At 69.3% G+C, this 18,050-nt stretch carries 18 protein-coding genes and 1 tRNA gene; 18 read left to right on the top strand and 1 reads right to left on the bottom strand.

Translation table 11 applies throughout. The features are described from left to right. Positions 1-8 precede the first annotated feature (8 nt). The 15 genes from KIH73_RS04695 (at position 9) to KIH73_RS04625 (ending at position 13,466) form a co-directional block, all read left to right on the top strand. Positions 9-359: a hypothetical protein gene (locus KIH73_RS04695; protein WP_219081092.1), complete on the top strand. Its 351-nt coding sequence runs from the start codon at positions 9-11 to the stop codon at positions 357-359. Then, positions 356-1,120 (top strand): ABC transporter ATP-binding protein, encoded by a 765-nt coding sequence (locus KIH73_RS04690; RefSeq protein ID WP_219081090.1) that lies wholly within the window; start codon positions 356-358, stop codon positions 1,118-1,120. Before KIH73_RS04695 ends, KIH73_RS04690 begins: the two co-directional genes overlap by 4 nt. Then, the gene (locus KIH73_RS04685) at positions 1,117-2,469 is read left to right on the top strand and encodes a hypothetical protein (protein WP_219081088.1); all 1,353 of its coding nucleotides are present in this window, start codon (positions 1,117-1,119) and stop codon (positions 2,467-2,469) included. The genes KIH73_RS04690 and KIH73_RS04685 overlap by 4 nt, the downstream gene beginning before the upstream one ends. Beyond that, positions 2,466-3,209 carry a hypothetical protein gene (locus KIH73_RS04680; RefSeq protein ID WP_219081086.1) on the top strand — a complete coding sequence of 248 codons (744 nt, stop codon included), beginning with the start codon at positions 2,466-2,468 and terminating at the stop codon, positions 3,207-3,209. The genes KIH73_RS04685 and KIH73_RS04680 overlap by 4 nt, the downstream gene beginning before the upstream one ends. Positions 3,210-3,287: 78 nt before the next feature. Beyond that, a complete protein-coding gene (locus KIH73_RS04675; RefSeq protein ID WP_219081084.1) occupies positions 3,288-4,043 on the top strand; it encodes a YebC/PmpR family DNA-binding transcriptional regulator in 756 nt (251 codons plus the stop codon). A 6-nt stretch (positions 4,044-4,049) separates the two neighbouring features. After that, on the top strand, positions 4,050-4,631 hold the full coding sequence (gene ruvC / locus KIH73_RS04670; RefSeq protein WP_219081083.1) for a crossover junction endodeoxyribonuclease RuvC: 582 nt from the start codon (positions 4,050-4,052) through the stop codon (positions 4,629-4,631). Between the two features lie 42 nt (positions 4,632-4,673). Further along, entirely contained in the window at positions 4,674-5,291 is a 618-nt protein-coding gene (ruvA, locus tag KIH73_RS04665; protein ID WP_219081081.1) for a Holliday junction branch migration protein RuvA, read from the top strand. Positions 5,292-5,304: 13 nt separating this feature from the next. After that, complete coding sequence (gene ruvB / locus KIH73_RS04660; RefSeq protein ID WP_219081079.1) at positions 5,305-6,369, top strand: Holliday junction branch migration DNA helicase RuvB; 1,065 nt, start codon at positions 5,305-5,307, stop codon at positions 6,367-6,369. Positions 6,370-6,448: 79 nt separating this feature from the next. Next, positions 6,449-6,889 (top strand): preprotein translocase subunit YajC, encoded by a 441-nt coding sequence (gene yajC, locus KIH73_RS04655; protein WP_219081199.1) that lies wholly within the window; start codon positions 6,449-6,451, stop codon positions 6,887-6,889. Positions 6,890-6,942: 53 nt separating this feature from the next. Beyond that, a complete protein-coding gene (locus tag KIH73_RS04650) occupies positions 6,943-7,527 on the top strand; it encodes an adenine phosphoribosyltransferase (protein ID WP_219081077.1) in 585 nt (194 codons plus the stop codon). 61 nt (positions 7,528-7,588) lie between these two features. Further along, positions 7,589-8,785: an ADP-forming succinate--CoA ligase subunit beta gene (gene sucC / locus KIH73_RS04645; RefSeq protein WP_219081075.1), complete on the top strand. Its 1,197-nt coding sequence runs from the start codon at positions 7,589-7,591 to the stop codon at positions 8,783-8,785. After that, positions 8,782-9,708, top strand: coding sequence for a succinate--CoA ligase subunit alpha (gene sucD, locus KIH73_RS04640; RefSeq protein ID WP_219081073.1), 927 nt, complete (start codon positions 8,782-8,784; stop codon positions 9,706-9,708). The genes sucC and sucD overlap by 4 nt, the downstream gene beginning before the upstream one ends. Further along, entirely contained in the window at positions 9,705-11,426 is a 1,722-nt protein-coding gene (locus tag KIH73_RS04635) for a cell division protein PerM (protein WP_219081071.1), read from the top strand. Before sucD ends, KIH73_RS04635 begins: the two co-directional genes overlap by 4 nt. A 1-nt stretch (position 11,427) precedes the next feature. Next, on the top strand, positions 11,428-13,056 hold the full coding sequence (gene purH, locus KIH73_RS04630) for a bifunctional phosphoribosylaminoimidazolecarboxamide formyltransferase/IMP cyclohydrolase (protein WP_219081069.1): 1,629 nt from the start codon (positions 11,428-11,430) through the stop codon (positions 13,054-13,056). 122 nt (positions 13,057-13,178) lie between these two features. Beyond that, on the top strand, positions 13,179-13,466 hold the full coding sequence (locus KIH73_RS04625; protein ID WP_219081067.1) for a DUF3017 domain-containing protein: 288 nt from the start codon (positions 13,179-13,181) through the stop codon (positions 13,464-13,466). Here KIH73_RS04625 and KIH73_RS04620 read toward each other — a convergent pair. Further along, the gene (locus tag KIH73_RS04620; protein WP_219081065.1) at positions 13,383-14,408 is read right to left on the bottom strand and encodes an MIP/aquaporin family protein; all 1,026 of its coding nucleotides are present in this window, start codon (positions 14,406-14,408) and stop codon (positions 13,383-13,385) included. The genes KIH73_RS04625 and KIH73_RS04620 overlap by 84 nt on opposite strands. Before the next feature lie 183 nt (positions 14,409-14,591). Between KIH73_RS04620 and KIH73_RS04615 the strand changes: the two genes are divergently transcribed. From KIH73_RS04615 to KIH73_RS04605, 3 genes are all read left to right on the top strand, one after another. Beyond that, the gene (locus KIH73_RS04615; RefSeq protein WP_219081063.1) at positions 14,592-15,362 is read left to right on the top strand and encodes a pseudouridine synthase; all 771 of its coding nucleotides are present in this window, start codon (positions 14,592-14,594) and stop codon (positions 15,360-15,362) included. Further along, positions 15,359-17,488 carry a bifunctional cytidylate kinase/GTPase Der gene (der, locus tag KIH73_RS04610; protein WP_219081061.1) on the top strand — a complete coding sequence of 710 codons (2,130 nt, stop codon included), beginning with the start codon at positions 15,359-15,361 and terminating at the stop codon, positions 17,486-17,488. The genes KIH73_RS04615 and der overlap by 4 nt, the downstream gene beginning before the upstream one ends. Before the next feature lie 281 nt (positions 17,489-17,769). Continuing rightward, positions 17,770-17,843: transfer RNA gene (locus tag KIH73_RS04605), tRNA-Pro, on the top strand. Positions 17,844-18,050 lie beyond the last annotated feature (207 nt).

Here is an 18,050-nt window from a genome sequence, read left to right as displayed (position 1 = left end):
CAATCGCCATGCTGGCGACCACCTCATTGCTCATGGGTCTAGCAATGACAACACCTACGGCATCAGCCGAGGAAGAGCCATCTCCGCGCGCCTGCGCGTTGGTGGCCAACGTATGGAAAGATGGTAACTATGCCATCTTCCAAGGTGGCAGGCAAGGATGCTCTACAGCAAAAAATGTCACAGTTCAAGCTCGGCGACATATTGCCATGTGGCCAGATCAGGAACTATCCAGAATTTCGTTCTCAGCAGCCAATGAAACAAGGGAACTCAGCATATGGGGAACAACCGGCCATGTCTATTTCACTCAGACACAAACCGATGACGGCGCGGTCTTTCATTCGGATAGGCTGACGTTTTGATTGACGGCAAGCCATCCCGTCCGTCTCGCCCTCCGTGCGTCGAGTGCGGGAACCTGACGGTCCGCTGCCGGAACGGCGCCACGGCGCTGTCGCGGGTGTCGTTCCGGCTCGGCCGTGGATCGGCCGCCCTATTGGGCGTCAACGGGGCCGGCAAGACGACGTTGATGCAGGTGCTGGCCACGCTGCGGCTCCCCGACGCGGGATCCGTGTCGCTCGACGGTCACGACGCGTTGTCGCCCGCGGGGCGTGACGCCGTCCTGGGATCGCTTGGGTATCTGCCGCAGCGGTTCACGTTGCTGGAATCCGCCACCGTGTTCGACAACGTCCGCTACGCCGCCTGGGCGCACGGCGTGCCGTCCGGGGACGTCGACGGCGCGGCGACGCGAGCCATCGACGTGGTGGGCCTGTCCCGGGAACGCACGCGCAGGGCGCGGTCGCTGTCGGGAGGGCAGCGCCACCGCCTTGCGCTCGCCTGCGCAACGGCCCACCGGCCTTCGATCCTGCTGCTGGATGAGCCGATGGCGGGGCTCGACCCGCTGCATCGTGCGCGGATCCGTGAGGGTCTGCGACGGATCGCGACCTCGGCGGCAGTGCTGTTCAGCACCCATGTCATCGACGAATCCGTCACGCACGCCGATCATCTGCTCATCCTGTCCGCCGGACGGCTGGTCTTCGACGAGACGCCCGACCGGTTGTCGAGTGTTCCGGGATCCGCACCCGCCGTCGCCGACATCGAACGATTTCTCAAGGAGCACCTATGACGACGGCATCCCTCGCAGCCCCGGGACATACGCCGCAAGACGCCGTCTGGCCTTCCGTCACAGGCAGACTGCTCGCCGCCGTCGCCGTCATGTTCGCGACCCTGGCGCAGACGTTCGGCTACCTGACCGCGTCGGTGCCGCGATGGTCGTCGTTCGCCGTCGCCTGCAGGGAATCCGTCGTTCTGCCATCGCTGCTTATCGCCGCATCCGCGACGGTGTGGGCTTGGGCGCTCCGTCCGGATAACGTCGTCATCGGCAGACTCCCGGCGCGCGGCATCGTCCGGATGGTCGGCCATGTCATGCGCGTCACCGCCGTCGTTGCGGTCTTGGGATATCTGGCCGGGCTGATGCCGTTGTGCATATGCACGGCGGCGCGGGCCACGTTCGGTTTCATCGATCTGCTGACCCTCTGCGCTGCGGTCGCCGGACTGGTGATGGTCGGCGCGGTCTCGGTGTGGTTCGGCGTCATCATGCCGAAGCGCCGGGTCACGCTTGTGGCGGTCGGTGTGGTGTTGGCCGCCGCATGGCTCCCGTTGGCGCTCAATTACACCGTGCTGGCGAACCGTTCCTCGATCCTCGCGCCCGCCCTGGTATGGTTCAACGAGTTTCCGGAACCCGGCTGGCTCGTCACGTGGCAGGCGAACGTACTGCGCATCGCGCTGTATCTGATCGTCGCGTCCGTCGCGTACGAGGCGGCGCGAGCGCACGTGGCCGGGCGCCGGATCCGGAACGTCCCCGGCATATGGTGCGGATCGACCATCGCCGCGATCGCGGTCATCGCGGTGGTCATTCATCCGGTCACCCTGGTGGAACCCGACCAGGCGAACGCACGATGCACCACGGACGTCGACGGAACCATCACCGTATGCCTCCACCCCGCGGACGAGTCAATCCGGCGGCGGGCATTCGAACTATCCGGCCGGTTCGTGGAACTGACCGGCTGGGACGAACCGATCCGGCTGGTCGAATCCCCGGTGGCCGCGGCGAACGACACCGGCGCCGTCATCGTCGGAGCCCCGTCCGGACGGGCGGATGCGGAGAGCGTCGACGAGTCGGTACGCGAGGGCCTGTTGGCGAGGTTCGCCGGGTACGATGCCTGCCCCCGGTATGACGGCCCCGTCGGCGATGACGCCCCCACCGCGGTCATTCGGCTGGTGCGCGACGAGCTGAGCACCCGGTCGGGAGGGGAGGCGACCCCGTTCGGCATCGACGAGACGACGGGCGACGTGGTTCCGGATCCGCGGCGGAGCCGGCTGGCGGCCTTGGACGACGAGCGTTTTGCAGATTGGTATATGCGGAACCGTCAGGCCATACTGAGTTGCACGGTCACGCCGGAGGCGTTGCCATGACGGGCGTGTGCGCCGCGATGACGGACATCCGGCTGTTCCTGCTCGGACGTCGCGCCGGGGCCGCCGCGCTGGCGCTGGCGATTGCGGCCGTCGCCTGCTATCTGGGGTGGGACGTCGCCTTCGACACGTACCTGCTGGGAGGGCATGCCAGCCTGCCGTTGGGGACGGGCACCGTGGTGCCGCCGCTGACGGCCATCGGCGTCGTCGCCCTGTGCTCGCCGGCCAACCCCGATGCCGACGACATGGCCGTACGGCGTCCACGCGCCTTCGACGCGGTCTTCGTCGCGCTGATGGGAGGGTGCGCGGCGTCGACGGCCGCGCTCACGCATCTGGCGTTGGCGCTGGCGCCCGGCCATGTCGTGCCGAGGTTCGACCTGTATTGTGTCCGCCCGGGATGTCTGGCGGAATCGCTCGACGGGCGGACGATCATGGGGGAGTGGGGAATCGGCCTGCTGTACGCGGCGATCGCCATCGCCTCCACGACCATCTTCGGCGGGCTGTCGGGCACGGTAATCGCCTGTGTCATGTATGCGGCCGCCGTGCTGGCGGGATCATGGCCGCAGATCGCCGCGATATCCCCGCTGACCGTGATCGTCGCGCCCGAGCGCGCGCCACTGTGGACGGCCGTTGCCGCGACGGCCTTCGCGGGCGCCGTCACGATCCGCTGGCGGCGGCGGGACCTGCGCCCGGCATTCGTCCGCATGGCCGCGCGCACGGGGGCGCCCGACGGTTTCTTCTGATGCGAAATCCGCGCTTTGTCAGCGAACCGCCTTACAATCGTTTCGTTTGCATACCATCCGTCTACTGCGAGGAGCATTATGTCAGGTCATTCCAAGTGGGCGACCACCAAGCACAAGAAGGCCGCCATCGACGCCAAGCGCGGCAAGCTGTTCGCCAAGCTCATCAAGAACATCGAGATCGCGGCCCGCCTTGGCGGCGGCGACCCGGACGGCAACCCGACGCTGTACGACGCGATCGTCAAGGCCAAGAAGGCCTCGATGCCGGCCGACAACATCAAGCGCGCCGTCAAGCGCGGCTCCGGCGAGGAGGCGGGCGGCGCCAACTACGAGGAGATCGTCTACGAGGGCTACGCCCCGGCGGGCGTCGGCCTGATCATCCAGTGCCTGACCGACAACCGCAACCGCGCGGCCGCCGACGTGCGCTCCACGCTGACCAAGGGCGGCGGGTCGCTCGCCACCACCGGCTCGGTGAGCTTCAACTTCGAGCGCAAGGGCCAGATCGTGGTGCCCGCCGAGGGCGTGGACTACGACAACCTGTTCGAGATCGCGGCCGAGGCCGGCGCCGACGACGTCTCCGACGACGGCGAGGTCTACACCGTCATCACCGAGCCGAGCGACATGGTGGCCGTGCGCAAGGCCCTGCAGGACGCCGGCATCGACTACGACTCCGCCGACCTGGTGCAGAGCCCCAAGAACGAGGTCGAGCTGAGCCTCGAGGACGCCCAGAAGGTCTCCAAGCTCATCGACAACCTCGACGACCTCGACGACGTGCAGAACATCTACAGCAACTGGACCGCCTCCGACGAGGTCATGGCCCAGCTGGACGAGGAGTAATCCCCAGTGATCATCATGGGCGTCGACCCCGGGCTCACCCGCTGCGGGGTCGGCGTGATAGAAGCCGGCGCACCCCGCCGGCTTTCCTTTATCCACGTCGACATCGTGCGCTCGGACCCGAAGCTGTCGCAGGACCTGCGGCTGCTGGCGATCTACGACGGCCTGGTCGGCAAGATCGAGCGGTTCGTGCCCGACGTGGTCTCCATCGAACGCGTGTTCGCGCAGGAGAACCGCAACACCGTGCTCGGCACCGCGCAGGCGGCCGGCCTGGCGATGCTCGCCGCGGCGCAGCGCGGCATCCCGGTCGCGTTGCACACCCCGACGGAGTCCAAGCTCGCCATCACCGGCAACGGCAAGGCCGAGAAGCCGCAGATGGAGCGCATGGTGGCCCGCATCCTGGGACTGAACGCCCCGCCGAAGCCGGCGGACGCGGCCGACGCGCTGGCCGTCGCGATCTGCCACGCCCTGCGCCCGCAGGGGGCGCTGCAGGGCGGCGAACGCGAGCAGCACCTCACCGCCGCGCAGCGCCGGTGGGCGGAGGCGACGCAACAGGCCGCGCGTCGGCGTGGCGTCCGGCGGGACATGTAGACTGTCGAACAGATGTTCGAATCGGATGATCGGAGGTGAACGATGATCGGGATGCTCACCGGGCGCGTCGAGGCGGTGGACGCCGCCACGGCGCTGATCGACGTCGGAGGGGTCGGCTACGAGGCGCGCATGCCGGCGGCCGATCTGTCGTCGCTGCACGCGGGGCAGGACGTGCGCGTGTACACGTCGCTGAACGTCTCGCAGGACGCCGTCACGCTGTACGGCTTCCTGACCCCCGCGTCGAAGCGCATGTTCCTGCAGCTGCAGAAGGTCAGCGGCATCGGCCCCAAGGTGGCGCTGTCGCTGCTTTCGACGCTGCCGCCGGACCGGCTGGCGCGCGCCGTCGCGGACGGCGACGCCGCGGCGCTGTCGAAGGCCCCCGGACTGGGCCGGAAGGGCGCGCAGAAGATCATCCTCGAGCTCAAGGGCTCGATCGACCTCTCGCAGATCGAGGGCGCGGCCCAGGCGGCCGCGCCGCGCCCCGACACGGGCTCCCTGCAGGTCGTCGAAGGCCTGGTCTCGCTCGGCTGGCGGCAGCAGGACGCCGAGCACGCCGTGCGCGAGGTGTGCCGGGACGCGGACATCGCGACGCCGCTTGCGGACCAGGACGTCCCGCGCGTGCTCAAGCTCGCGCTGGCCTCGCTCGATCGCGGAAGGTAGGTGAACGGCGACGATGACGGACAACGACGTGCAGCCCCAGGACAACACCGGGGCGAACGAGGAGTCGCTGCGCATGGTGTCGGCCACGCCGATCGGCAACGAGCCGGTGAGCGACGAGGAGCTGCGCCCCCATGTGCTGGACGGCTTCATCGGCCAGCCCCGGCTCAAGGCCCAGCTGCAGCTGTTCCTGGACGCGGCGCGCAAGCGCGACGTGCCGCCCGACCACATCCTGCTCGCGGGCCCTCCGGGCCTGGGCAAGACCACGCTGGCGATGATCGTGGCGAACGAGCTCGGCGTGCCGATCCGCGTCACCTCGGGCCCGGCCATCCAGCACGCCGGCGACCTGGCCTCGATCCTGAGCTCGCTGGACGCCGGCGAGGTGCTGTTCATCGACGAGATCCACCGCTTGCCGCGCCCCGCGGAGGAGCTGCTCTACATCGCGATGGAGGACTTCCGCGTGGACGTGATGGTGGGCAAGGGCCCGGGCGCCACATCGATCCCGCTGACCCTGCCGCGGTTCACCGTAATCGGCGCCACGACCCGCGAGGGCATGCTGCCCTCGCCGCTGCGCGCCCGCTTCGGGTTCACCGCGCATCTCGACTTCTACCCGCACGAGGAGCTGGAGAAGCTGATCGAGCGTTCGTCGGCCGTGCTCGGCGTGGCGCTGGCCGAGGGCGCGTCGGCGCAGCTCGCCCGCAGGTCCCGCGGCACGCCGCGCATCGCGAACCGGCTGCTCCGCCGCGTCCGCGACTGGGCGGTCGTCCACGATCTGGACGTCGTCGGCCCCGACGACGTATGCGAGGCGCTGGCGCTGTACCAGATCGACACGGAGGGGCTGGACCGGCTCGACATCGCCGTGCTCAACGCCATCGTCAGGAACTTCAACGGCGGTCCGGTCGGGCTGAACAACCTCGCGGCCATGGTCGGCGAGGAGTCCGAGACCGTCGAGACGGTCTGCGAGCCGTACCTGGTCCGCGAGGGATTCCTGATGCGCACGCCCAAGGGGCGTGTGGCGACGGCCAAGGCGTGGGAACATCTCGGCCTGCGGCCCCAGGATGATGTCAGCAAGCTATTCTAAAATCTGAGTTTTGGACATTGCACGGAGCGCTTCGCGGCGCCTACCCACGTAAGGAGTTCATACCGTGGATATTGTGATCATGATCGTCGTTCTCGTTGCCCTGATCGCCATGATGTGGTGGCAGTCGCGCAAGGCGAAGCAGCAGCAGCAGGAGCGCAAGGACTTCCGGGAGAACCTGCAGCCGGGCACCGAGATCATCACGATCGGCGGCGTCATCGGCAAGGTCGTGTCCGTCGATGCCGAGTACGAGGAGATCGTCATCGACTCCGAGGGCTCGCTGATGCGCTTCGGATTCAACGCCATCAGCCGCGAGTACACCCGTCCGGCCTACGTGCACGACGACGAGGTGGACGAGGACGGCAACCCGCTGCCGCAGGACGAGGACGACGAGGCGCAGGTTCCCGTCGACCAGGCGGTCATCGAGTCGTCCCAGATCGTCGAGACCGGGGACGTCGAGACCGAGACCGTCGTCGAGGCCGCAGCCGTGGACGCGGCCGAGGCCGACGACCAGCGGAAGTAACGGCGGACCGGCGGGACCCACGGCGGCACGAGAGAAAGGCACAGGCGCAGCGTATGACGGCACAGTCCGATATTCGTATCAGCAAATTGGATCTGGTGGGGGATGAGGACGCCGCGCATGTGGTGTCCCTGATCCGTTCGATTCCGGGGTTCCCCAAGGAGGGGATCATCTTCCGCGACTTCATGCCGGTGCTGGCCGACGCGCGGGGGCTGGACATCCTGATCCGTGCGCTCGAGGCCGCGCTTCCGGTCCCCGCCGACCGGTTCGACCTGGTGGCGGGGCTGGAGGCCCGCGGCTTCCTGTTCGGCCCGGCGCTGGCGGCCCGCCTCGGCAAGGGCTTCGTCGCGGTGCGCAAGGCCGGCAAGCTGCCGCCGCAGACCGTGGGGGAGAGCTACACGCTCGAATACGGGCAGGCCACGATCGAGATCGAGACCGACGCCGTCGCGCCGGGCCAGCGCGTGCTGGTCGTCGACGACCTGATCGCCACCGGCGGCACGGCCAAGGCCGCGGCGGACCTGATCGAGAAGTGCGGCGGCGAGGTGGCCGGATTCAGCTTCGTCATGGAGCTCGAGGGCCTGCAGGGCACGGCCCTGCTGTCCGACTACCCGCTGAGCACGCTGGTCACCATGCCGGCCTGACCGGCCGGGCCATCGGCGCAGCATCGGCACAACAACCATCGCAATTCAGGGGGTAAGGCCAATGGACCTATACGAATACCAGGCCAGGGAGCTGCTCGCCGAGCAGGGCATTCCCACGCCGGACGCCATATTCGCTCAGAATTCGCATGAGGTGGCGCAGGCCGCCGACCGCATCGGCTACCCCTGCGTCATCAAGGCGCAGGTGAAGATCGGCCACCGCGGCCAGGCGGGCGGCGTCAAGCTGGTACACGACCGCGACGAGGCGATCCTCGAGGCCGAGCGCATCCTGCCGATGACCATCCACGGCCACAAGGTCAGCGGCGTGCTGGTGGCCGAGGCCAAGAACATCCTGCACGAATACTACGTCTCGATCTCCGTGGACCGCTCCTCGCGCGACTTCGACGTGCTGGCCACGGCCAACGGCGGCACCGAGGTCGAGCAGATCGCCCGGGAGCATCCCGAGGCCGTCAAGCGCCTGCACATCGGGGCGCTGGGGGAGTTCGACATCGACGCCGCCCGCCGCATGGCCGAAAGCATCGGCTTCTACCACGCGGACGTCGAGCAGGCCGCGCAGATCCTGCTCAAAATGTGGCATTGCTTCCGAGACAACGACGCCACGCTGGTGGAGATCAACCCGCTGGCCAAGATCGGCGACCCCGACGACGAGTCCTCGAAGTCGCTGTGCGCGCTGGACGCGAAGATCTCCCTGGACGGCAACGCCGCGTTCCGCCACGACGGTTGGGCGCGCTTCGACGACCCGGTCCAGGCAGACCCGTTCGAGCGGCAGGCCAGCGAGCACGGCCTGCACTACGTGCATCTGCACGGCGAGGTCGGCGTCATCGGCAACGGCGCGGGCCTGGTCATGAGCTCGCTCGACGCGGTCTCCGGCGCCGGCGAGGAGCAGGGCACCGGCGTCAGGCCGGCGAACTTCCTCGACATCGGCGGCGGCGCCTCGGTCGAGGTCATGCGCCACAGCCTGGAGATCGTGCTCTCCGACCCGCAGGTCGAGTCGGTGTTCATCAACGTCTACGGCGGCATCACCTCCTGCGAGCAGGTGGCCCGCGGCATCCTCGAGGCCCTCGACGAGCTCGGCGGCGCCAAGCCGCTCGTCGTGCGCTTCGACGGCAACGCCGCCGCCGAGGGTCTGCGGATCCTGGCCGCATCCAGCAATCCCAACGTCCATGTGTGCGAGACGATGGAGCAGGCCGCGCAGCTGGCCGCCCGCCTCGCCGCCGAAGCCAAGGAGGCCCGTGCATGACGGCATTCATCGAGGAGGGCGCCCCGGTCATCGTCCAGGGCATGACCGGGCACCAGGGCATGACCCACACCGCGCGCATGCTCAGGGCCGGCACCAACATCGTCGGCGGCGTCAACCCGCGCAAGGCCGGTACCAGCGTCGTGTTCGAGGGGGCACGCGAGGGCGCCGACGCACCGATCCCGGTCTACGCGACCTGCGGCGACGCCAAGGCGGCCACCGGAGCCAAGGCCAGCGTCGTGTTCGTCCCGCCGAGGTTCGCCAAGGACGCGGTCGTCGAGGCGGTCGAGGCCGGCATCGAGCTGATCGTCGTCATCACCGAGGGCATCCCGGTCGCCGACACGGCGTACTTCGTCGAGCTGGCGATGCGGCGTGGCGTGCGCATCGTCGGCCCGAACTGCCCGGGCCTGCTGACGCTGCCGGCCGAGCCCGGCGGGCACGGCGTCAACCTGGGCATCATCCCCGACGGCATCGTGCGCCGGGGCCCGCTCGGCCTGGTCTCCAAGTCCGGAACCCTGACCTACCAGCTCATGGGGGAGCTGTCCGACATCGGCTTCACCGCGTGCCTGGGCGCCGGCGGCGATCCCATCGTCGGCACGACGCTGCAGGAGGCGCTTGAGGCCTTCGAGGCCGACGACGACACCAAGGCCGTCGTCATGATCGGCGAGATCGGCGGTTCCGCCGAGCAGGAGGCCGCCCGCTGGGCGTCCGAGCACATGACCAAGCCGGTCGTCGCGTACATCGCCGGCTTCACCGCGCCGGAGGGCAAGCAGATGGGGCACGCGGGCGCCATCGTGTCCGGAGGCAAGGGCACCGCCCAGGACAAGAAGGACGCCCTGGAGGCGGTCGGCATCCGCGTGGGCCGCACGCCCGGCCAGACCGCGGCCATCATGAGGGACGTACTGTCCGGACTCGCCGCGTCATGACCCCGCATCTCAAGGACTGGCTCAAGGGGCCGCTGCTGTCGGCGGTGGCCCTCGTGCTGTACTCGGTCGCCCTCGGGCTGTTCATCTCCCTGATGCTGCTGGTCATCGCGATGGAGGAGGGCGGCGACAACATCTCCGAGCTGTCCGTGCCGGTCACCGAGGCCGTCGTGCTGCTCAGCCAGGGCGCCGGATTCGAGATCGGATCCGTGCGACTGACCATCGTTCCGCTGCTGCTGACCGTGCTGCTGATCGGCGTCGTCCGGTCACTGGCGCTGCGCCTGGGCTGCGGCTGGCGCGCCTATCTGACCGGCCTGGCCTCGTGGCTGGTGCTCAACCTGCTGCTCAGGCAGGGCGTCGCGTTCGCGTTCGTCGACGATCTGTGGCTGATCCTGGCCAAATGCGCGCTCGTGTTCAGCGTCGGATTCGCCCTGGCGGCGCTGGGCCGCTCGCCGCTGACGAGCCTCGCCCTGGACTGGTACCGAGGCCACGTCGGCGCCGAGGCGCGGCGCACCGTGCGCATCGGCGTGCTGACGGCGGCCGTCGTCGCGCTCGTCTATCTGGTCTGCGGCCTGGTCACGGTCGTCGTCTGGGCCGTGCTGGACTGGAGGGCCGTGGCCGAGGTGTTCGCGATGTCCGGCATGCAGACCGGGTCACGCGTCCTGACCACGGTGTTCTGCGCCATCTGGCTGCCCAACGTCTGCATCTGGGCGGTCTCCTGGCTGTTCGGCGGCGGCTTCGCCATCGGCGAGCTCGCCGACTTCAGCCTGTGGGTCGGGCAGTCCGCCGATCTGCCGCCGGTGCCGGTGTTCGGGCTGTTCCCGGCGCCCGTGGGCAACGACGCCATCCGCATCGCGCTGATGATCGCCCCGATCGCGCTCGGACTGGCGTGCGGGCTGGCGGCGATGCTCGCCGGGCGGGGTTTCGGCATCCGCGCCGGCTCGCCCGACGACGGGCCGGATGCGCTCCGTCGCATCCTCGAATTCGTCCGGCCCGCGCTGGCGTTCTGCCTGTCCGGCGCGCTGCTGTCGGTGGCGTTCACGCTGCTGTTCACCGTGTCGAACGGCTCGCTCGGCTTCGACCGGCTCGCCCATGTCGGCGTCGACGTGATGGTTTCGACGCGCACGGTCATCCGTCCGATCGTGCTGGGACTGTTCATGGCCTGGCTGCTCGTCGCCGTCGCGGCCGCGACGGTGTACGGCGTGCGCTGGCTGATGCGCCGCCGCGCCGCCGCGCAGGCCGGCCCCGCACAGGCCGGCGACGACACCGTCGTCATAAGCGCCGTCCATGACGCCGCGCCCCACGATGCCGGGGTCCGCGGCGACGCCCACGGCGATACCGAGTCCCGCGATACCGAGTCCCGCAACGTCAAGTCCCGCGACACCGAACCACGCAGCGGCGACGCCCACGACGCCGTCTCCCGAAAGCGTTCGCGCCGCGTGGATTCACGCCGCGTCGAGCCACGGGACGCGGGAGCCGGCGATCCGGCCCAGCGCCGTGACGATGGTTCCCGCGGCGACGCCCCGCACGACGGCGGCGCGCGCCGCACCCCGCGCCGCGTCGATTCCCGGCATGCCGGCACGGAGCGCGCCGACGCCCCGAAGAGGGAACCCGCCGACGCCGGCGCCCCGGCGCGCCGGCCCCGCGTGGCCAAATCGTCCCCTGAAGCCACCACGATCCCGCGCGTGGTGAATCCGCAACCAACCAACAAGGAGGAATAAGGTGACAACTACGAACCGACCGATCCGACGGGCACTGGTCTCCGTCTTCCACAAGGAAGGCATCGAGGTGCTCGCGCAGGCCTTCGTCGCCGCCGGCACCGAAGTGGTGTCCACCGGGTCGACCGCGAAGCGTCTGGCCGACCTCGGGGTGAACGTCACCGAGGTCTCCGAGGTCACGGGCTTCCCGGAGAGCCTGGACGGGCGCGTCAAGACCCTCGACCCGCACATCCACGCCGGCATCCTCGCCGACATGACCAACCCCGACCACGCCGCGCAGCTCGAGCGCCTGGGCATCAAGCCCTTCGACCTGGTCGTCGTGAACCTGTACCCGTTCGCCGACACCGTGCGCTCCGGCGCCGACGAGGCCGCCACCATCGAGAAGATCGACATCGGCGGGCCGTCCATGGTGCGCGGCGCGGCCAAGAACAGCGCGACCGTCGCGATCGTCACCGACCCGGCCGACTATGCGCTCGTGGCGCGCCGCATCGCCGACGGCACCGGATTCTCGCTGGAGGAGCGCCGCTGGCTGGCCGCCAAGGCCTTCGCGCACACCGCCGCCTACGACGCGACGATCACCGAGTGGACCTCGAAGCACTGGCCGAAGCCCGCCACCGTCGAGGACGCCGAGCCCGCCGACGCGCAGCCGGTCGACGAGGCGAAGTTCCCGGCCGCGTACACGCGCACCTGGGACCGCGCGCATGTGCTGCGCTACGGCGAGAACCCGCACCAGCAGGCCGCGCTGTACCTCGACCCGCTGAGCCGCGGCGGCTTCGCGCACGCCGAGCAGCTCGGCGGCAAGCCGATGAGCTACAACAACTACGTCGACGCCGACGCCGCGTGGCGCGCCGTGTGGGACTTCGCCCCGCAGATCGCCGTCGCCGTGGTCAAGCACAACAACCCGTGCGGCCTGGCCGTCGGCGCGACCGCGGCCGAGGCGCACCGCAAGGCCCACGCCTGCGACCCGATGAGCGCCTACGGCGGCGTCATCGCCGCCAACACCACGGTCACGCTGGAAATGGCCGAGAGCGTGCGCCCGATCTTCACCGAGGTCATCGTCGCGCCGGACTACGAGCCCGCCGCGCTGGAGCTGCTGCAGACCAAGAAGAAGAACCTGCGCATCCTCAAGGTGGCCGAGCCGCCGAGGGCCAGGACGCAGTTCCGCGCCATCGACGGCGGCCTGCTCGTGCAGTCGACCGACCTGATCGACGCGCCGGGCGACGCCCCCGACGCCTGGAAGCTCGTCTCCGGCGAGCCGGCGGACGCCGAGACCCTCAAGGAGCTCGAGTTCGCGTGGCGCGCGGTGCGCTGCGTCAAGTCGAACGCGATCCTGCTGGCGCACGACGGCGCCACGGTCGGCATCGGCATGGGCCAGGTCAACCGCGTCGACTCCTGCAACCTGGCGGTCGAGCGCGCGAACACGCTGGCCGACGGCGCGGACCGCGCCACCGGCTCGGTCGCCGCGTCCGACGCGTTCTTCCCGTTCGCCGACGGCGCCGAGATCCTCATCAAGGCCGGCGTCAAGGCCATCGTCCAGCCGGGCGGATCGATCCGCGACGAGGAGGTCATCGAGGCGGCGCGCAAGGCCGGTGTGACGATGTACCTGACCGGCACCCGCCACTTCTTCCACTGATCGGCGGAGGCGCGGCGGATCGCGCGTCCCCGCGCTTGGTATTGTTGGATGGTGGTCCGCTCCCCATGGACGGGCCACCATCGCATATCGCGTTTCGCATGTTCACCTAAGGAGCCACGCGCATGGACGACAAGCACCCCTTCGTTTCGGAGGCCCATGAGGGCAGGCCGGCGTTCGAGTGGGCCGTGGCCATCGTCGTGGTCGTGGCGGCCGTCGTGGCCTTCCTTGGATACACGATGGCCGCCACGGTCATCATCGCCGTGGCGGCCATCGTCACCGGGGTCATCCGTCTGGCGCTGCGCGACCGCAGCCCGTGGAAGGTCCGGTCAGTGGGCTTCGACGCCTTCATCGGGATCGCGCTGGGCGTCGGCCTGATCGTCACCTACGTGAGCATCCTCATGCTCGTCTGAGGCGTCGGCCCCGTTCCCCGTCGCGGCCGGCACGTCCGCGTCCGTGGCCTCGTCGGCCTCGTCGCCCTCGGCGGCGCACTGCCCATCGGACACGACGGACGCATCGGCGCCATCTGCCGCGGCCGCGACGGGCTTCGGCGCGGCGGCCGAGCTCGCCATCATCTGGGCGATCACCATCGGAAGCGCCACCAGCGCGGCGGCCAGCACCGGGCAGACCCAGAACACCCACAGCTGGTCCAGCGGCTCCTGGCTCAGCCCCTGGTTCTGCGCGAAGACGGCGATGCCGGTCGCGCGGGCGGGGTTCAGCGCGGCGCCCGTCACCGGGTAGGCGACGGCGGCGCCCACGCCGTAGGCCAGGCCCATGGCGACGGCGTGCCCGGCGGAGGACTCGCCGTGCTCGCCGGTGGTGCGCATCGCGGCGCCGACGATCACGATGCCGGCGACGATCTCGACGGCGATGGCGGCCGTGACGCCGAACGACGACAGGCCGACCTGGCTCAGGCCCGAGTACGACACCGAACCGCCGTCGAAGCCGTTGACGGCGGGAGTCAGCCAGATGGACAGCGGAGCGCTGTCCGAGGTGGGCAGCAGGTGGCAGACCAGCGCGGCGGCCGGCAGCGCGCCCAGCACCTGCGCGACGATGTACAGCACGCCGTCCAGCACACGCGTCTTGGACGCCAGCATCGAGGCCACCGTCACGGCCGGGTTGAACTGGGCCCCGGAGACCCCGCCGAACACCACGGTCGCCGCCGCGTACAGCAGGCCGGTGCCCACGGCGAGGTACGCGAGATTCGTGACGTACAGCGCCGAACCGATCGTGCTGATGACATAGATGCCGAAGCAGATCAGGAAGCTGCCGACGAACTCGGCCCCGACGCGGACCGCGAGCGCGCCCGCCCGCATCCCTCTGCTTGTCGTCTGTGATTGCTCTGCAGCAGACATATTCAATCCTTCGTATGGTCATGGTCGCGGGTCGCCCCGCCGAACGACTGCCATGGTAGCAGCAGCCCTCGCGGTAGGATAATATGGAAAGGTTGCGTTTTGCTGGATTCGTCCCGCACAACGACCGACAACCCTATAACGACATATCGAACGAAGACAACCACAGGCCACGTTGGGAGAACGATGCCACACGCATATGCCCGCGCCGCCAAGGCGCACGACGACAACGAGGGAATCCGCCTGCAGAAGCTGCTGGCCCAGGCGGGATTCGGCTCCAGAAGAAAATGTGAAGAGATCATCCAGGAAGGACGCGTGGAGGTCGACGGCGAGCTGGTCACCGAGCTCGGCACGCGCGTCGATCCGCACCGCCAGCAGATCCGCGTGGACGGTTCCCGGGTGCGCATCAACCCGAACCATGTCACGCTCGCGCTGAACAAGCCCCGCCGCGTGCTGAGCACGATGGACGACCCGAAGGGCCGGTTCACGCTGCGCGACATCGTCGGAGACAAGTACGAGCGCATCTTCCACATGGGTCGCCTCGACTACGACTCCGAGGGTCTGATCCTGATGACGAACGACGGCGAGCTCAGCCAGCACGTCATGCACCCGCGCTACGAGGTCGCCAAGACGTACATCGCCACGCTGCAGGGCCGGATCAGCGGCACGGTGTGCCGCCGCCTGGTCACGCAGGGCGTGCAGCTCGACGACGGCTGGATCAAGCTGGACCACTGCGCGATCATCGACGCCACCCGCGACACCACGCTGGTCAAGGTCGTGCTGCATTCGGGCAAGAACCGCATCGTGCGCCGCATCTTCGGCGCGGTCGGCTTCCCGGTCAAGCGCCTGGTGCGCACGCAGATCGGTCCGATCAAGCTCGGCGACCTCAAGCCCGGTTCGTACCGCGTGCTCTCGCAGACCGAGGTGCGCTCCCTGTCCAAGGAGGTCGGACTGTGATTCGCGTGGCGATTGACGGACCCGCGGGCGTCGGCAAGTCGACGACCTCCAAGGAGCTGGCGAGGCGCTTCGGGCTGGCGTACCTCGACACGGGCGCGATGTACCGCGCCTGCGCCTGGTGGTGCATGCGGCAGGGCATCGACCTGGACGCCGAGCCGGTGAACGAGCGCCGCATCACCGAGACGGTGGGGGAGTTCTTCACCGGGGGGCACTTCGACATCGGCGTCGACCCGGACGACCCGAAGGTGCTGGCCGACGGCGAGGACATCGGCGCCGCGATCCGCTCCTCCGAGGTCTCCACGCACGTCTCGAAGGTCTCGAACATCATCCCGGTGCGCAACGTGCTGATCGCGGCGCAGCGCGCCTACATCGCCCGCGAGGCGGCCGAGGACTCGTTCTCCGGCGGCCGGGGCATCGTGGCCGAGGGCCGCGACATCACCACCGTGGTGGCGCCGGACGCCGAGGTGCGCGTGCTGCTGACCGCGCGCGAGGAGGTCCGCCAGGCGCGCCGCGCGGGCCAGGCGTCCAAGGGCGTCGGCGGCGAGGACGTGGCGGCGCGCGACCGGGCCGACTCCAAGGTGACGAGCTTCATGGAGGCCGCCGACGGGGTGACCACGATCGACAACTCCGACCTGGGATTCGAGGACACGATGCAGCTGCTCGGCTCGCTGGTCGAGCAGGCTGTCGAGGAGCAGGAGTACGAGCGCTACGCCGCGAACCTCGCCGAGTACGAGCTCGACGAGGGCGACGCCGCGCTGATCGACGGCTCGTCGTTCGACGTGGGCGACGCCGGCTACACGCCGAAGGCCGTGGGCGTGCTGGCCATCGTAGGCCGGCCGAACGTCGGCAAGTCGACGCTGGTCAACCGCATCCTCGGCCGTCGCGCCGCCGTCGTGGAGGACACGCCCGGCGTGACCCGCGACCGCGTCAGCTACGACGCCGAGTGGGCGGGCACCGACTTCAAGCTGGTCGACACCGGCGGCTGGGAGACCGACGTCGAGGGCATCGACTCGGCGATCGCCGACCAGGCGCAGATCGCCGTGCAGCTGGCGGACGCCGTGGTGCTCGTCGTCGACGGGCAGGTCGGCCTGACCGCCACCGACGAGCGCATCGTCAGGATGCTGCGCGCCTCCGGCAAGCCGGTGACGCTGGCGGTGAACAAGGTCGACGACCGCGAAAGCGAGTACATGGCGGCCGAGTTCTGGAAGCTGGGCCTGGGCGAGCCGTACCCGGTCTCCGCGATGCACGGCCGCGGCGTGGGCGATCTGCTCGACGTCGCGCTCGACAAGCTGCGCAAGGCCGAGAAGACCTCGGGCTTCCTGACCCCGTCGCATCTGCGCCGCGTGGCGCTGGTGGGCCGGCCGAACGTCGGCAAGTCGTCGCTGCTCAACCAGCTGGCGCACGAGCAGCGCGCGGTGGTCAACGACCTGGCGGGCACCACGCGCGACCCGGTCGACGAGATCGTGAACGTCGACGGCGAGGACTGGCTGTTCATCGACACGGCCGGCATCAAGCGCCGTCTGCACAAGGTCTCCGGCGCCGACTACTACTCGTCGCTGCGCACGCAGGCCGCCATCGAGCGCGCCGAGCTGGCGCTGGTGCTGTTCGACGCCTCCCAGCCGATCTCCGACCAGGACCTCAAGGTCATGAGCCAGGCCGTGGACGCCGGGCGCGCGATCGTGCTCGTGTTCAACAAGTGGGACGCGATGGACGAGTTCGACAAGCAGCGCCTGGAGCGCCTGTGGATCACCGAATTCGACCGCGTGACCTGGGCGCAGCGCGTGAACCTGTCGGCCAAGACCGGCTGGCACACCAACCGCCTGGCCAACGCGATGCGCAAGGCGCTGGAGTCCTGGGACCAGCGCGTGCCCACAGGCAAGCTCAACGCCTTCCTCGGCCGCGTGCAGGCCGCGCATCCGCATCCGCTGCGCGGCGGCAAGCAGCCGCGCATCCTGTTCGCGACGCAGGCCTCCAGCCGTCCGCCGCGGTTCGTGATCTTCGCCACCGGGTTCCTGGAGCACGGCTACCGCCGGTTCCTCGAGCGGTCGCTGCGCGAGGAGTTCGGATTCGAGGGCACGCCGATCCAGATCTCGGTGAACATCCGCGAGAAGAAGCGCCGCAAGTAGCCGTCGGGCGTCGGGCGCCCCGCATGCGCGACCGCGTGTGCGGGGCGCCTACGCGTACCCGGCGCGCCGCGGGGCCGGATGCGGACGGGCCGTCGCGGGGCTCCGGCTCATCATCCGCCGCCCCGCGGTCCGGACATGGACGGACCGTCGCGCGACCCGCCGCATCGGTTCCGCCGACCGCGCGTCCAGTGCGGGGAGGATCGTCCCAGAAGTGCGACGCGCCATGATTTGGCACTCGGCGACAGTGTGGTAAAGTATCCACTTGTGCGTAAAGCACAGTTCGGGCCGTAGCGCAGCTTGGTAGCGCACTTGACTGGGGGTCAAGGGGTCGCGGGTTCAAGTCCCGCCGGCCCGACGAGAAAAGGGCGGAGTTTCAACGATTCCGCCCTTTTTGTTTTCCGTGTCGAAACGGCTCCGGTCAACATTGGTCAACATTGCCGGCTCTTCCGGTTTTCGTGTGTGTCGGGTTCATGGTTGTGAGATTCGTTCCCGTATGGTTTGTCTGAATCCTCCGGCGTGCAGGAGGCTTCTGGTGATGTAGTTGCCGAGGTTGGTGAAGCCG

The organism is Bifidobacterium phasiani (assembly GCF_019331775.1).
Classification (GTDB): Bacteria; Actinomycetota; Actinomycetes; order Actinomycetales; family Bifidobacteriaceae; genus Bifidobacterium; species Bifidobacterium phasiani.
The sequence above is the reverse complement of the archived record's forward strand: the minus strand, read 5'-3'. Positions and strand labels throughout refer to the sequence as shown.

Bases quoted from the DNA above. Each gene is read 5' to 3' on its own strand.
- KIH73_RS04695 (WP_219081092.1), top strand. From the start codon at position 9: ATGCTGGCGACCACCTCATTGCTCATGGGTCTAGCAATGACAACACCT.
- KIH73_RS04685 (WP_219081088.1), top strand. From the start codon at position 1,117: ATGACGACGGCATCCCTCGCAGCCCCGGGACATACGCCGCAAGACGCC.
- KIH73_RS04680 (WP_219081086.1), top strand. From the start codon at position 2,466: ATGACGGGCGTGTGCGCCGCGATGACGGACATCCGGCTGTTCCTGCTC.
- KIH73_RS04675 (WP_219081084.1), top strand. From the start codon at position 3,288: ATGTCAGGTCATTCCAAGTGGGCGACCACCAAGCACAAGAAGGCCGCC.
- ruvA (WP_219081081.1), top strand. From the start codon at position 4,674: ATGATCGGGATGCTCACCGGGCGCGTCGAGGCGGTGGACGCCGCCACG.
- ruvB (WP_219081079.1), top strand. From the start codon at position 5,305: ATGACGGACAACGACGTGCAGCCCCAGGACAACACCGGGGCGAACGAG.
- yajC (WP_219081199.1), top strand. From the start codon at position 6,449: ATGATCGTCGTTCTCGTTGCCCTGATCGCCATGATGTGGTGGCAGTCG.
- KIH73_RS04650 (WP_219081077.1), top strand. From the start codon at position 6,943: ATGACGGCACAGTCCGATATTCGTATCAGCAAATTGGATCTGGTGGGG.
- sucC (WP_219081075.1), top strand. From the start codon at position 7,589: ATGGACCTATACGAATACCAGGCCAGGGAGCTGCTCGCCGAGCAGGGC.
- sucD (WP_219081073.1), top strand. From the start codon at position 8,782: ATGACGGCATTCATCGAGGAGGGCGCCCCGGTCATCGTCCAGGGCATG.
- KIH73_RS04635 (WP_219081071.1), top strand. From the start codon at position 9,705: ATGACCCCGCATCTCAAGGACTGGCTCAAGGGGCCGCTGCTGTCGGCG.
- KIH73_RS04625 (WP_219081067.1), top strand. From the start codon at position 13,179: ATGGACGACAAGCACCCCTTCGTTTCGGAGGCCCATGAGGGCAGGCCG.
- KIH73_RS04620 (WP_219081065.1), bottom strand. From the start codon at position 14,408: ATGTCTGCTGCAGAGCAATCACAGACGACAAGCAGAGGGATGCGGGCG.
- KIH73_RS04615 (WP_219081063.1), top strand. From the start codon at position 14,592: ATGCCACACGCATATGCCCGCGCCGCCAAGGCGCACGACGACAACGAG.